Raw genomic sequence first — 14,350 nt, forward strand, 5'->3', positions numbered from 1 at the left:
CATTGAAATACAAGCAACAAAAGGCAGCCTGAAATGTTAGGCCGGGCGCAAAATGCAGTGAGCTTATATAAGATGTGCAAACCGCTGCGTTTTGCCCGCAAAAAAGGGCGGAACAATCCACCCTTTTGCGTTTTCAGGCTGCCTATTTTGCTGTCGGCTGCCCTTTCACAATGCTCAACCCTGCGGAAATCAAGCCGCCCAAATCCGCCACGTTGGCGGGCATGATGACGGTGTTGCTTTCTTTGGCGAGCTTGGCAAACGCTTCCACATATTGCTCCGCCACTTTCAGCTTCACGGCTTCATCGCCGCCCGGTTCTTGGATGGCGGCGGCAACGGTGCGGATGGCATCGGCGCTGGCTTGTGCAACAAGGCGCAGGGCTTGCGCTTCGCCCTCGGCGCGGTTGATTTGCGCCACTTTTTCGCCCTCGGAAGCGTTCATCGCGGCTTGCGCTTCGCCTTCGGATTTTTTGATTTCGGCTTCGCGCTCGCCCGTTGCCAAGTTGATTTGCTCGATTTTCAAGCCTTCGGATTGGGCGATGCGGGCACGTTTTTCGCGCTCGGCGGTGATTTGCGCCTGCATGGAGCGCAGGATTTCTTGCGGCGGCACCAAATCTTTGATTTCGTAGCGCAATACTTTCACGCCCCACGACACGGCGGCTTCGTCCAGCGCGGCGACTACGGTGCGGTTGATGTCGTCGCGCTCTTCAAAGGTTTTGTCCAATTCCATGCGCCCAATCACCGAGCGCAGGGTGGTTTGGGCAAGCTGGGTGATGGCGAGAATGTAGTTGCTTGAACCGTAAGACGCGCGTTCGGGGTCAGTTACTTGGAAATACAAAATGCCGTCCACCGTAAGCTGGGTGTTGTCGCGCGTGATGCAGACTTGGCTGGGCACATCCAGCGGGATTTCTTTGAGCGAATGGCGGTAGGCAACGCGGTCAAGAAAGGGCACGAGGATGTTTAGCCCCGGGGCGAGCGTGGCATGGTATTTGCCCAGCCGCTCAACAATCTGCGCTTCTTGCTGCGGCACAACTTTGAACGCTTTGAAGCCGATGATAATCAGGGCAACAAGGATAATAATGGGAAGCGAGAGTGTGGTGAGCATCAGATTTCCTTTCTTGGGTTGGGTTGGGGGATTGGGGGCGGTTTACATGATTTTCAGGCTGCCTTTAAACCATGCCCAGAGGCAGCCTGAAAATGTAATTACTGGGTTACGCCAAAGGTTCAATCAACAACGTAATCCCATCTTTGCCACAGATGCGGGCGTTGTCGCCCATTTGAAAATGCGCGTGCGGACGGGCGGCGCGGGCTTCCCATGTGGTGCCGCGATAAAACACGCGCCATGCGCCGCCTGATAGGGGCTGCTCAATTTGCACCACGCTGCCAATGTCCAAATCGTTGTGTTGCTGCAAGGCTTTGTTTTTGGGCGATTTGCCGCGCAAACGGTAAACGTATAGTGTGCCCACCGCCGATAAAAACGCCGCCACCAGCATACTTGCCACCGCGCTGGCGTTGAACAGCCACGCGGTTAGCCCCGCGCCTGCCAATGCGGCGGATAACACCAGCAAATACACCGTGCCGCTAAATAGCTCCAACATAAAAACGGCAACGGCGGCAATCAGCCAATAAGTCCAAAGAGCCATGATTTTTTCCTTTTTTGATGGGGTTACGATGCGGCATCCTGCGTTTCAGGCTGCCTTAAAGCGTTGGCATTAGGCTTCTACCACTTCCACGCTGTGCGTAATCGGCGCGATTTTGCTCATCATCACACACGCCGAGCAATCGTGCGCCAGCGAATCGGCGATGATTTTGTTCACTTGCGCCGCATCCAAACCGCGCCCAATCACTTGATAATACACATGAATTTTGGTGAACACCTTAGGCGCAGTTGCCGCGCGTTCCGCTTCCACGCTCACAATGCAATCCACAAAGCCCGCTTGCGCTTGCAACGCGCCCGCCACATCCACGCTGGTGCAGCCCGACATCCCCATCAGCATCACTTCCAATGGGCTAGCGCCGCGCTTCCAGCCTTCTGCCGCGCTCGTGCCGTCCATCACAATGCTGTTGCCGTGTTCATTGGCGGAAACAAATGTTTTGTTGCTTAACCATTGCGTTGTAATTTTCATGATTTTTCCTTTTGATTACGATGTAATAAATGATTGAAACAATATGAGCGCGGCGATTACCCGCTCGTGGATAGAAAATAGATGCAGACGGCGTTTTCAGGCTGCCTTTGCGCCCGAACCAATCAAAACAAGTCTTAACACAAGGGGCAGCGCAGACCCCACCAAAAACACCAGCAGCCAAAGCATCAAATTATCCGCCAGATTGCGCAGTAGCCCAAAATAGCCCCACGCATAAAGCCCCACAATCGCGCTGCCAATAATCAACGCCAACAATGGCGCACCGCCACTTAACAAAAAAATCACCAAACCATACGCCAGCGCCCATTGCCATGTGCGCGAAGTTTCCTGAAATGTGTCTTGCAATTTGCCGAAAATCAACAGAATCAATGCATAAAATATCATGTTGCTCGCCTTAATTATTATTGCTTGACTGGTATCGCAGCCAAGTGTAATTTAACACAAATTCACATAGTTAGGCAGCCTGAAAATCTAACTTTACAGTATTTTTCAGGCTGCCTTATATCGCAACGATCCATTATTTCAATAGGAGAAAATTATGTCTCAATCATTTGACGTTGCCGTTATCGGCGCAGGGCCGGGCGGCTACATCGCAGCGATTCGCGCCGCGCAGCTGGGCTTCAAAACCGTGTGCATCGACGCGGGCAAAAACAAAACGGGCGATGCGCCTGCGCTGGGCGGCACTTGCCTGAACGTGGGCTGCATTCCGTCCAAAGCCTTGCTGCAATCGTCCGAGCATTTTCACACCGCGCAGCACGATTTCGCCGAACACGGCATCTCGTTTACAGGCAGCCTGAAAATGGATGCCGCCAAAATGATTGAGCGCAAAGACGCGATTGTGAACAAACTCACAGGCGGGATTAAATTTTTGTTTCAAAAAAACAAAATTGAAAGCATTTTTGGGCGCGCTTCATTTGCGGGCAAGCAAGGCGAGGAATGGCTGCTCAATGTGGACAACGGCGCGCAAATCGCCGCCAAGCACGTTATCATCGCCACAGGCTCTGCGCCGCGCGGTTTGCCCAACCTTGCCCCAATCAGCAATGTGAACGTGTTGGACAACGAGGGCGCGCTGAACCTGACCGAAATCCCGAAAAAACTGGGCATCATCGGCGCGGGCGTGATTGGCTTGGAAATGGGCTCGGTGTGGAAACGCTTGGGCGCGCAAGTGCATATTTTGGAAGCCGCGCCCACCTTTTTGCCCGCCGCCGACCGGCAAATCGCCAAAGAGGCGTTTAAATATTTCACCCAAGAGCAAGGGCTGGCGATTGATTTGGGCGTGAAGATTAACCAAATTACCGAATACAAAGACGGCGTGTCGGTGGAATACGAGGTTTCAGGCAGCCTGAAAACAGGCGAAGCTAAAACAGGCGAAGCAAGTGCAAAAGAAACCAAAACCGCACAGTTTGACAAGCTGATTGTCGCCATCGGGCGCGTGCCCGTTACGCAAGGCTTGGGCGCAGAAAACGTGGGCTTGGCAATCGACGAGCGCGGCTGTATTGCGGTGGACGAGGAATGCCGCACCAATTTGCCGAATGTGTGGGCGATTGGCGATGTGGTGCGCGGCCCGATGTTGGCGCACAAAGCCAGCGAAGAAGGCGTGGCGGTTGCCGAGCGCATCGCAGGGCAAAAACCGCAGGTGGACTTGGGCAATGTGCCGTTTGTGATTTACACCGACCCCGAAATTGCATGGGTGGGCAAAACCGAGGAGCAGCTGCAAGCGGCGGGCATCGCCTACAAAAAAGGCACGGCAGGCTTGGGCGCAAACGGGCGCGCTTTGGGCTTGGGCAAAGCAAAAGGGATGGTGAAAGTGTTGGCAGACGCGCAAACCGACCGCATTTTGGGCGTGCACATGATTGGCGCGATGACCAGCGAACTCATCGCCGAAGCCGTTGCCGCGCTGGAATTTAAAGCCAGCAGCGAAGACATCGCGCGGATTATCCACGCGCATCCTACGCTGTCGGAAGTGTTGCACGAAGCGGCGTTGGCGGTGGATAAGCGGGCGTTGCATGGTTAGCGTGGGGTGAATGGAAGGCAGCCTGAAACGGGGAAAACCGATTTTCAGGCTGCCTCATTTGGATTTTGAACAGGGAACAAATATGACAAAAGAGCCCTTGAAAACAAGAATTAAGAATTGGTTTTCATCCCGAGAAGGCGCGGGGATTGCCCTTATATCAGTCGTTTCCACATCGTACTATTTTATTGCCTCATCCAATTTCCCATTGACGTTTCCTTTTTTTCAGCCCCGTTTTATCCATGCGCAAGAAATCAAAATAAACCAATGGAGACAAACCAAATCTAGCGACGAGATTGCTTTCGTGCACAACAATCTGCCTTACGCCGTACCCTGCTATCGCGCCGAGAAAAAAGAATTGACCGCTTTGTGCGACGCGGTAAGGTTTAACGGAGTGGCAGTCGTGAAAAACATGGTTTTCTTGCAACCTTATTTGGGTGCAACAAAAGTTTTGATTACGCAAGGCACATTGTCGCAACCGCAAAGCGAAACGCCGATTGCCATCCGCCAAGATAGGCAAAACCGCTTTGTGCGCTTTGAACAAATTACGTTTCAATTTTTCCTTGCGCTTGCGCTATGCAGTGTTGCGTATCTAGCCGCGCATATTTACATTGTGGTGCAAGACATACGGCGCGAACGCTTGTGAACGCGCTTGCCCTGCAAAAGGTAGCCTGAAAGCCGTCCCAACAAATTTTCCCCAACCCTAGGAGTTCATCATGAGCAAAACTGTTATCCACACCGACCAAGCTCCCGCCGCCATCGGCGCATACAGCCAAGCCATCCGCACAGGCAACACCGTTTATTTAAGCGGACAAATCCCGCTTGTGCCCGAAACCATGCAGCTGGTGAGCGAAAACTTTGAAGAACAAGTGCACCAAGTGTTCAAAAACTTGCGCGCCGTGTGCGAAGCCGCAGGAGGCAGCCTGAACGACATCGTTAAACTCAACGCCTATCTCACCGATTTAAGCCACTTCGCCACATTCAACGCCGTGATGGAACAATACTTCGCCACGCCCTACCCCGCCCGCGCCGCCGTTGGCGTGGCATCGTTGCCACGCGGCGCATTGGTGGAAGCCGAAGCCGTTTTGGTTTTGCCTTGATGTGATGCCAAAGCCGTAAACAAGTAAACAGGCGGATTTTATTTCCGCCTTTTTTGCACCAACACGCAACGGCATGATGGTTTATTTTGTTTTCAGGCTGCCTCAACGCTTTGCCAAATCCAAAGAGGCAGCCTGAAAATCAAAAGCGGAACGACAACGGCTCGCTGCCAAATGGCGTATTTATTTCGCATTAAATAGGGCATGACCGGTTAACGGAATATTGGCAAGCCACCGACACACCATCGATTGCCCATTAAACAAACGTTTCAGGCTGCCCACGATTTTTTCCAAGACCCAACCCCAAAGGCAGCCTGAAAACCAATCTACTCAACAAAAACCGTTTAGCCCAATACCAACCGACTTGGCTTTTTCAGGCTGCCTCTATCCCCCAGCCACAAAAAAACACCGCTATGCCTGTACACATAACGGTGTTTCTTAACATCACCAACAGCGACTAGCCTCCCAATTCATCCAGCAGCTGTTGCGCTTGCGTTTGAATTTCGCCATGGGATTCGGTAACCAATTCGCGCAAGGTTTCGCGCGCTGCCACGGCATCATCAATTTCCAGATACATTTTAGCCAATTCCAATTTCGCTTCCAAAGGCTCGGTCAAGCCCACCGCCTCGGAAACAAAACCCGCATCGTTATGCGCCGTTTCAGGCAATTCTTCAATATCCCAAGAAGCCAAATCGTCCACAGCGTGTTCAACCGCAGGCGCAGCAGGCTCGTCAAATGACAAGTCGTCAAACGAAGGCGCGGACACGGCAGGCTGCTCAAACGACAAATCATCAAATGCAGGCGCAGCAACCGCAGGCTCTTCCAAAGACAAATCGGCAAATGACTGCCCGGCAGGTTCAAACGCGGGCGTTTCAGCAGCAAAATCGACCTCAGCGGGCTCTGCCACAGCAAAATCCAAGCCGTCGTCCAATGCCGCATGAGCCGCAGGCTCGGCAGGCGTTTCAACCGCAAAATCGTCTAATGCGAAATCCATCGCATGGTCAACCGCCGGCGCTTCAACGGCAGGCGCTTCAACGGCAGGCGCTTCAACGCTGAAATCATCCAACGCCACTTCGGGCGCGGTAAAGTCCATTGCAGGCTCGGCAATCGCAGGCGCATCCAAATCGGCGGCAAATTCAGGCACTTCGGGCGCATCCAACACAGGCGCAACTTCTTCAACCGCAGGCGTATCCAGCGAGAAATCATCAAACGAAACTTCAGGCGCGGCAACATGGGAAGCGGCTGCGGCAACGGCTGCGGTTGCTGCGGCAGGCGCAACGATATCGCTTGCATCAAAATCCAAGAAGTCATCGCTTGCAGCGGTTTCTGCCGGCGTATCGACAATATCGGGCAACGCGTTGTTAAATGCGTCCAAATCAAACGTTGTTTCTTCGGCAGGCGCAGGAATAATATCGTCCGCTTGAATCGAATCATCAAACGATAAGAAATCATTGGCTGCGCTCACAGCGGTTTCAGGCTGCCCAATCGGCGTGTCATCGATAATGAAATCATCGGCGGCAACCGCGTTATGGCTGCCAAGCGAACGCGCAGGCTCTGCAACGTCCGATTCCACTGAAACGATGTCATCCACTTGCCAATCATCCGCGTCAAACGATGTGGCATTTTCTGCCACCAACAACGGATTGGCATGGGCATGCGGTTCTTCTTCAACCGATAGCGCCCATTCATCAGAGCTGTCATCAAACTGCTCGGGTTCAAAGTCATCCAAATCAAATGTTTGGCTGGAAGCGGCAGGTGCAACATCGGTATCGACAGGCGGCAAATCAAAGAAATCATCGCTGCTGTCGTCTGCTTTTGCGACGCCGGTATCCCGCATCCAATCGTCCGTCTCGGGGCTGGCCGTGCCATCAAATTGAATGTCGCTGCCATCAAATTCTTCGTCGCCGGCTGCGTTGTCGTCATCAAATGAATCGGCACGCGATTTTTTGCGGCGACCCAACAAATAAGCCGCGCCTCCGCCCAATACCGCCACACCGGCCAAGCTTCCGCCAATCAATGTCCAATCTAAGCCTTCGTCTGCGGCCGGTTCTTCCGCAGGCGGTGTGGGTTGCGGCTCGGCAACGGGTTCGGTTTTTTCTTCTGCAACAGATGCGGCTGCAACGGATGCCGTTTCAGCAGGAGCCGTTTTGCTTTCGGAAGCCGCAACGGTGTTTTCAGGCTGCATCTGTTCAGCTTGCGATGCTTCCGGTTGAACGGGTTTGGTTTCTTCAACCGCAGGTTTGGATGCCTCGGGTTGCGCGGGCGCTACGGGTTTCGCTTTTTCTCCCACCGCTTTTTCTGCAACAGACGGTTCTTCAGCCGCTTGGTCTTTTGCCTTGGGTTTAATAGGCTCAACAGGTTTAACCGGCTCAACTTTTACAGGAGGCGGCGTAACGACTTTACTGGGTGTTTCCTTAGGCGTTTCTGCCACATCGGGTGTGGTATTTTCTGTTACTGCGGGCGCAACAATCGCTGCACCGCGCGAAATGCGGGGCGATTGATGTTTGCGTTGTGCCGATTTGGCGTAAGCATGGAACTGCGATGCGGTGGGGATGTACAACGTTACATTGCGATACATTCTACCATTGCGGAATGCGCGGGGATTGGCTGCCATCAAAGCACGCATGGCGCGTTGCACGCTCATGCCATGTGGGCGATAACGTGCGGCGATAGAAGCCAAACTTTCGCCCGCTTGCACACGGTGGTAGCGCGGGCTGGTTGCGTATGTTTTTTCTGTGCGCGGGGTTGCTTCACGCGTTTCTTGTTGGATTTCAACATCATCGTTTGCAACGGCATGATGTTGCTGCTGCGGTTTCAGCTCAACCGCTTTACGCGTGTCGCGATTAGAACGCGCCTGCGACGGATTAGGGCGATAGTGCGAAGGATTTATCATGGCGGTATATTGGCGAGTTTGATTGCCCGCGCGGACAGTGAAAGTCAAAATGGGGTCGTTTACAACGGAATTGGAGCGAAGACGAATAATAGCATTGCCATCGCCATGAGGGGCAACGGTGCCGCTGATGCCGTTGCCCGATACGCTTGCGCCGTTTTGCAATACCGCTTGGGCTTCCTGCCCTGTTACCACGATGCTGCCTGAAAAAGGTTCGCCCAGATTAGATTGCACGTTCACGCCGCCAATGCCTGCCACTGCGCTAAACGATGTGATTAGCGACAGCGATGCTGCAATCATTTTTGTATTCGTTTTCAAAATTCATCTCCCTATCCGTGCGAACGCCCGCAAGCGGATTGATACAAAGCTTAACAATTCTTAAAGCATTATGATAGCCGTTTATTCTCGTTTCTGCCAAGCAGAACCGCATTAAACCGCCCGGAATATAGCCTACTTACCACAACTTAACGCAACGGCGCGTTCCCGCCCCCTTTTAGGCAGCCTGAAAACATATTATGATGCGCTTTTCTTACTCTTTTTAACGAAAGCGAAAACATGAAAGTTTTACTATTGGGCGCACCGGGCGCGGGCAAAGGCACGCAAGCGCAATTTATCACGCGCGAATTTGGCATTCCGCAAATTTCCACGGGCGACATGCTGCGCGCGGCGATTAAAGCGGGCACGCCTTTGGGCTTGGAAGCGAAAAAAATCATGGACGCGGGCGGCTTGGTGCGCGACGACATCATCATCGGCATGGTGAAAGAGCGCATTGCGCAGCCCGATTGCGCCAACGGCTTTTTGTTTGACGGCTTTCCACGCACATTGGCGCAAGCCGAAGCAATGGTGGCGGCAGGCGTGGATTTGGACGCAGTGGTGGAAATCGACGTGCCCGATGCAGCGATTGTGGAGCGCATGAGCGGACGGCGCGTGCATTTGCCGTCAGGGCGCACTTATCATGTGAAATACAATCCGCCCAAAGTGTCCGGCAAGGATGACGAAACAGGCGAAGACTTGGTACAACGTGATGACGACAAAGAAGAAACGGTGAAAAAACGCCTTGCGGTGTATCACGAGCAAACCGAGGTTTTGGTGGATTTTTACAGCAAATTAACGGGCGAACACGCGCCGCGTTATATCAAGGTGGACGGCACGCAACCTGTTGAAACCGTAAAAGAAAATGTGATTACGGCGTTGCAGCGCTAATTCAGCCATCATGAGGCAGCCTGAAAACACGTTTACCCGTTTCAGGCTGCCTTAAACCATAGAAAGGATAGAAAGGACGCAAACGATGAAAAAACTTCTGTTTGCCGCGCTGTTGTGCGGCGGTTTTCAGGCTGCCTTGGCGGATGGCTCGGACTATTTGGACCAACGCCAACAAATTTTTATGCAAAACCTGCCCGAATACAACAAAGAATTCAACGAGATGGATGTGCCGCTGCCTGCCGTGCCCAATCCGAACGAGGGCGATTGGTTTGAGCTGTATATTGACAATCTATATAAAGGCAGCCCGCGCATTTTGTTGAGCAGCATCACGCAAGCGCCCGACGGCAGCGTGCGCTATGTGTTCAATAACCGCTCCGAAGCTGGTTACGACAACATTACCGCCGAGGGGATGCTGTGCGTTACGGGAACGAAGCTGCTGGATTCGGAAGGCTCCAAGCTGAAAACCTACGGCTATGCCGATTTGGTGAACCATCGCTGGATTGAGCCGCGCAACGCGCAGTGGACCACGCTGGGCGGCAAACGCAATGCGACCGACCGCGTGCGCCGCGTGTTGTACGATGCGTTTTGCTTGGATACCAGAGCGCGCAGCAGCGACGAAACACTGCGTGCGCGGATTCGCACCCAAGGGAAAACGGAAAAACGCGAATACGGAAAATGATTTTCAGGCTGCCTATTGCATTGGGCAGCCTGAAATTGCATGATGGTTGCCGAACAGCGTTTCAGGCTGCCCCAAGCCGAGTAAACAAAGCAAACCGCTTCATTTCACAGAGGATTTTATTATGATGGTACACATCGCTCCGCCCAACATCGCGCCCTATCGCGCCCACGCGCAGCAATATTTCCCCAGCCTGCTCAACCCGCGCCCCAACAACAGCCACAAAGGCACGTTTGGCACGGTGGGCGTGGTTGGCGGCGGCGATGGCATGGCGGGCGCAGCATTGTTGGCGGGGATTGCGGCGTTGCAAACGGGCTGCGGCAAAGTGTTCATCGGCTTCAACCAAGCCACGCCGCCCAGCGCAGCTTATGCCTATCATCCCGAATTGATGCTGGATTCTGCCGCGCGAACCGTGCAGCGCGACAACATCAGCACATGGGTGGTCGGTTGCGGGCTGGGGCAAAACGAATCCGCCGCGCGCGCTTTGCACGCCGTGTGGAACAGCAACCACCCGCAATTGGTGTTAGACGCGGACGCGCTGCATTTGCTGGTGAACCATCCCAAATTGTTCCCGCCCGCCAAACACCCCGATTTGGTGCTCACGCCGCACCCCGGGGAAGCCGCGCATCTGCTGGACGTGAGCACAAGCCGCGTGCAAAGCAACCGCGCATGGGCGGCGCGCGAAATCGCCAACCGTTATCGCGCGTGGTGCATCCTGAAAGGGTACGAAACCGTGATTTCATCGGCGCGCGGCTTTTTGCATGTAAACAAAACGGGCAACGCAGGCTTAGCGACCGCAGGCAGCGGTGACGTGTTATCGGGCATTGTGGGCAGCCTGTTGGCGCAAGGGATGGCGGCGGAAGAAGCGGTGCCTGCGGCGGTTTGGTTGCACGGCGCGGCATCGGAAATTCTGGCGTATATGCAAGTGGGGCCGATTGGCTTGCTGGCGGGGGAAATCGCGGAAACGGTGCGCTGGCTCAGAAACCGCCTGACGGCGAATATTTGAACGACGTGCCATAGAGGCAGCCTGAAACCAAGTAGCGCGGTTTTCAGGCTGCCTTTTTTTATGGTTGATGCTTAACAGCTGAGGCAGCCTGAAAACGGTCAGACAGAGATGCCCTTTCTGCGGTAAAGCCATTTTCAGGCTGCCTTACTGCCAAAACAAAAAAACCGTATCTCAAAAAGATACGGTTCTCTTCATCAGCAAAACTTAATAAACGTATATCAAGCAGCGAAGGCTTGGTCCACGCGTTCGCGCAATTCCTTGCCGGGTTTGAAATGGGGTACGCGCTTTGCGGGCACTTCCACTCGTTCGCCTGTTTTCGGATTGCGCCCAACGCGCGGCGGGCGGTAGTTCAAATCAAAACTGCCAAATCCACGGATTTCAATACGCTGACCTTTTGCAAGCGAGCGGGTCATGGTGTCCACCAAAACCTTTACGCCGTATTCAATGTCTTTGGCTTGCAGCTCCGTGCCTTCGTTGTTTTCAATAAACAATTCAGCCAAGCGAGCCATTAACTCTGATTTGGTCATTGTGCTTTACCTATTAGCTTTTGTTCAAAGATGCTTTAAGCAAATCGCCCAAGCTGGTTGTGCCTGCGTTTGCTGCGCTGGCGGCGTTGATGGATTTCAACGCATCTTGGTCTTCTTTGCGGTCTTTGGCTTTGATAGACAATTTAATGCTGCGGTTTTTGCGGTCAACCGACAAGATGATGGCTTCTACTTCGTCGCCTTCGTTCAGTTTGGTGGTCAAATCTTCCACGCGGTCAGCAGCAAATTCAGATGCAGGCAAGTAGGCTTCCACTTCGTCTGCCAAGGCAACCACTGCGCCTTTGGCTTCAACGGATTTCACTGTGCCTTTCACCAACGCACCTTTGTCGTTTACAGACAAGAAGTTGTTGAATGGGTCTCCTTCAAGCTGTTTGATGCCCAAAGAAATGCGTTCTTTTTCAACATCAATCGCCAACACAACGGTTTCCACTTCTTCGCCTTTTTTGTATTTGCGAACGGCTTCTTCGCCTGATTCGGTCCAAGACAGGTCAGACAAGTGAACCAAACCGTCGATGTTGCCGGGCAAGCCAACAAACACGCCAAAATCGGTGATGGATTTAACCGCGCCTTTGAGTTTGTCGCCTTTGCTGTAGTTGGCTTCAAATTCTAACCAAGGGTTGGCTTGGCATTGTTTCATGCCCAAGCTGATGCGGCGTTTGTCTTCATCGATGTCCAAAATCATCACTTCCACTTCGTCGCCCAGTTGAACGACTTTGCTTGGGTGTACATTTTTGTTGGTCCAATCCATTTCGGAAACGTGAACCAAACCTTCGATGCCTTGTTCAATTTCTACGAATGCGCCGTAGTCGGTCAAGTTAGATACTTTGCCGAACAAGCGTGAGCCTTGTGGGTAGCGGCGTGCCAAACCTTCCCATGGGTCTTCACCCAGTTGTTTCAAGCCCAAAGACACGCGTTGTTTGTCTTGGTCAAAGCGCAATACTTTGGCTTCCACTTCTTTGCCCACTTCCAACACTTCGCTTGGGTGTTTTACGCGACGCCATGCAAGGTCGGTGATGTGCAGCAAGCCGTCGATGCCGCCCAAATCTACGAATGCGCCGTAGTCGGTGATGTTTTTCACGATGCCTTTTACGATGGTGCCTTCTTGCAGGGTTTCCATCAGGGCTTTGCGCTCTTCGCCCAAAGTGGCTTCCAGCACGGCGCGGCGTGATACGACTACGTTGTTGCGTTTGCGGTCCAATTTGATGACTTTGAACTCAACTTCTTTGCCTTCAAATTGTGAAGTGTCTTTGATGGGGCGCACGTCCAACAAAGAACCGGGCAGGAAGGCGCGGATGCTGTTCACCATAACGGTTAAGCCGCCTTTTACCTTGCCGTTAATCACGCCTGACAGGATTTCGCCGTCTTCCATGGCTTCTTCCAGAGTAATCCAGTCGGCGGCGCGTTTGGCTTTTTCGCGTGAAAGTTTGGTTTCGCCGAAGCCGTTTTCTACGGATTCGATGGTTACGGTTACGAAATCGCCTACTTTAACTTCCAGTTCGCCCAAGGGGTTTTTGAACTCGGCGATGTCAATCAGCGATTCTGATTTCAAGCCTGCGTTTACGATGACGAATTTGTCGGTGATGTCTACCACTTCGGCGGTAATCACTTCGCCATAGTTCATTTCTTGGGTGTTAGAGTATTCTTCCAATAACTGGGCAAAATTTTCCATGTTTGGTTTTGCTTTCTATGCACCGCCAAGGTGTGCGGGGTTGGGTTGGTTGATTTGTTTATGCCCTTGGCTCATAAACAAGGTGATTTCAGGCTGCCTATGCAAGGCTGCGCTGGAAAAGGAAAACGGCGCATTATACGCGATTTTTGGCGTTTGGGTAGGGTAGAGGGCTGTTTTTTGTGTGTTTTTTTGCTGTGCGGTTTGCGGGAACTAGGGGCAGCCTGAAAAGGGATAATGCGAAATGGGGGCAAGGATTTTTGTGAACAGAGGTAAAACACGTTGGCGGTGGATTGAGGCTTGGGCGTTGTCAAACTGCGTTTCAGGCTGCCTTTGGCGTTGGGCGGTTGCGTGTGCGTGAGGCAGCCTGAAAAGGGGGGATGAGCCGCGTGAGTGCTGGCTTCTCTTGCATGGGATTTTTATTTTCAGGCTGCCTTTGGGCTGGCGTGATACCAATCCAATACTTGCTGCACGGTTTCTTCTATGCTGCGATGGGAGGTGTCTAGCAGCTTGGCATCGGGCAGTTGCTGCAAGGGGGCGACGGGGCGGCTGCGGTCGGCTGCGTCTCGGGCTTGGATGTCGGCGAGGATTTGGGCAAATGCTGCGCCATCCAGCGGCACGCCGATTTGTTTGGCGCGGCGTTCGGCGCGGATTTGTGCGCTGGTGGTAAGAAAAATTTTGAGCTGGGCTTCGGGAAACACGGTTGAGCCCATGTCGCGCCCGTCTGCCACCAAGCCTTGCGCGGTTAAAAAATTGCGTTGGCGTTGCAACAGGGCTTGGCGCACAGCGGGCAGTTTGGCGACGGCGGATGCGCCCATGCCGATGCGTTCGCTGCGGATGGCTTGGGTTACGTCTTGCCCGTCTAGCCACACGGTTTGACCGCGAAATTCGGCGGGCAATTCGGCGGCAAGCGCGGCGACAGCGGCTTCGTTTGCCCAATCTATGTTGTGATTTTGCGCGTGCAGCGCGGTAAGGCGGTAGAGCGCGCCTGAGTCTAAATATGCCCAGCCGAGCGCGGCGGCAACGCGGGCGGCGATGGTGCCTTTGCCTGAGGCGGAGGGGCCGTCTAGGGCGATGACTTTTTGCATGGTGGTTTCCTTGTGGTAGGCGATGTT

15 protein-coding genes are annotated in these 14,350 nt (G+C 53.4%); 6 read left to right on the forward strand and 9 right to left on the reverse strand.

Annotation, left to right across the window (positions count from 1 at the left end):
* Positions 1-142 precede the first annotated feature (142 nt).
* The 4 genes from JDW22_RS10240 to JDW22_RS10255 all read right to left on the reverse strand — a co-directional run bounded on the left by JDW22_RS10240 (position 143) and on the right by JDW22_RS10255 (position 2,525).
* Positions 143-1,102, reverse strand: coding sequence for an SPFH domain-containing protein (locus tag JDW22_RS10240; RefSeq protein ID WP_200522974.1), 960 nt, complete (start codon positions 1,100-1,102; stop codon positions 143-145).
* Positions 1,103-1,208: 106 nt separating this feature from the next.
* Positions 1,209-1,640, reverse strand: a complete 432-nt coding sequence (locus JDW22_RS10245; RefSeq protein ID WP_200522975.1) for an NfeD family protein — start codon at positions 1,638-1,640, stop codon at positions 1,209-1,211.
* Between the two features lie 69 nt (positions 1,641-1,709).
* The gene (locus JDW22_RS10250; protein ID WP_200522976.1) at positions 1,710-2,123 is read right to left on the reverse strand and encodes an OsmC family protein; all 414 of its coding nucleotides are present in this window, start codon (positions 2,121-2,123) and stop codon (positions 1,710-1,712) included.
* A gap of 96 nt (positions 2,124-2,219) precedes the next feature.
* Entirely contained in the window at positions 2,220-2,525 is a 306-nt protein-coding gene (locus JDW22_RS10255; RefSeq protein WP_207748833.1) for a hypothetical protein, read from the reverse strand.
* 154 nt (positions 2,526-2,679) lie between these two features.
* Here JDW22_RS10255 and lpdA point away from each other — a divergent pair, with 154 nt between their 5' ends.
* The 3 genes from lpdA to JDW22_RS10270 all read left to right on the forward strand — a co-directional run bounded on the left by lpdA (position 2,680) and on the right by JDW22_RS10270 (position 5,252).
* A complete protein-coding gene (gene lpdA, locus JDW22_RS10260) occupies positions 2,680-4,155 on the forward strand; it encodes a dihydrolipoyl dehydrogenase (protein ID WP_200522977.1) in 1,476 nt (491 codons plus the stop codon).
* 82 nt (positions 4,156-4,237) lie between these two features.
* Positions 4,238-4,798 (forward strand): hypothetical protein, encoded by a 561-nt coding sequence (locus tag JDW22_RS10265; RefSeq protein WP_200522978.1) that lies wholly within the window; start codon positions 4,238-4,240, stop codon positions 4,796-4,798.
* 70 nt (positions 4,799-4,868) lie between these two features.
* Positions 4,869-5,252 (forward strand): RidA family protein, encoded by a 384-nt coding sequence (locus tag JDW22_RS10270; RefSeq protein ID WP_200522979.1) that lies wholly within the window; start codon positions 4,869-4,871, stop codon positions 5,250-5,252.
* 454 nt (positions 5,253-5,706) lie between these two features.
* Here the strand turns inward: JDW22_RS10270 and JDW22_RS10275 are convergent, their stop codons facing one another.
* On the reverse strand, positions 5,707-8,439 hold the full coding sequence (locus JDW22_RS10275; RefSeq protein ID WP_200522980.1) for a FimV/HubP family polar landmark protein: 2,733 nt from the start codon (positions 8,437-8,439) through the stop codon (positions 5,707-5,709).
* Between the two features lie 255 nt (positions 8,440-8,694).
* Here JDW22_RS10275 and adk point away from each other — a divergent pair, with 255 nt between their 5' ends.
* The 3 genes from adk (at position 8,695) to JDW22_RS10290 (ending at position 11,024) form a co-directional block, all read left to right on the forward strand.
* Positions 8,695-9,342 carry an adenylate kinase gene (gene adk / locus JDW22_RS10280; protein ID WP_003797515.1) on the forward strand — a complete coding sequence of 216 codons (648 nt, stop codon included), beginning with the start codon at positions 8,695-8,697 and terminating at the stop codon, positions 9,340-9,342.
* 85 nt (positions 9,343-9,427) lie between these two features.
* A complete protein-coding gene (locus JDW22_RS10285) occupies positions 9,428-10,021 on the forward strand; it encodes a CNP1-like family protein (RefSeq protein ID WP_200522981.1) in 594 nt (197 codons plus the stop codon).
* A 121-nt stretch (positions 10,022-10,142) separates the two neighbouring features.
* Entirely contained in the window at positions 10,143-11,024 is an 882-nt protein-coding gene (locus tag JDW22_RS10290; RefSeq protein ID WP_200522982.1) for an NAD(P)H-hydrate dehydratase, read from the forward strand.
* A gap of 218 nt (positions 11,025-11,242) precedes the next feature.
* Here JDW22_RS10290 and JDW22_RS10295 read toward each other — a convergent pair whose 3' ends face one another.
* The 4 genes from JDW22_RS10295 to cmk all read right to left on the reverse strand — a co-directional run bounded on the left by JDW22_RS10295 (position 11,243) and on the right by cmk (position 14,323).
* Positions 11,243-11,551 carry an integration host factor subunit beta gene (locus tag JDW22_RS10295; protein WP_003797524.1) on the reverse strand — a complete coding sequence of 103 codons (309 nt, stop codon included), beginning with the start codon at positions 11,549-11,551 and terminating at the stop codon, positions 11,243-11,245.
* Between the two features lie 13 nt (positions 11,552-11,564).
* Positions 11,565-13,238 carry a 30S ribosomal protein S1 gene (gene rpsA / locus JDW22_RS10300; protein ID WP_200522983.1) on the reverse strand — a complete coding sequence of 558 codons (1,674 nt, stop codon included), beginning with the start codon at positions 13,236-13,238 and terminating at the stop codon, positions 11,565-11,567.
* 210 nt (positions 13,239-13,448) lie between these two features.
* Entirely contained in the window at positions 13,449-13,691 is a 243-nt protein-coding gene (locus tag JDW22_RS10305) for a hypothetical protein (RefSeq protein ID WP_200522984.1), read from the reverse strand.
* The gene (gene cmk, locus JDW22_RS10310) at positions 13,661-14,323 is read right to left on the reverse strand and encodes a (d)CMP kinase (protein WP_200522985.1); all 663 of its coding nucleotides are present in this window, start codon (positions 14,321-14,323) and stop codon (positions 13,661-13,663) included. Before cmk ends, JDW22_RS10305 begins: the two co-directional genes overlap by 31 nt.
* Positions 14,324-14,350: the final 27 nt, after the last annotated feature.

This window comes from Kingella bonacorsii, from assembly GCF_016623605.1.
Taxonomy (GTDB): domain Bacteria; phylum Pseudomonadota; class Gammaproteobacteria; order Burkholderiales; family Neisseriaceae; genus Kingella_B; species Kingella_B oralis.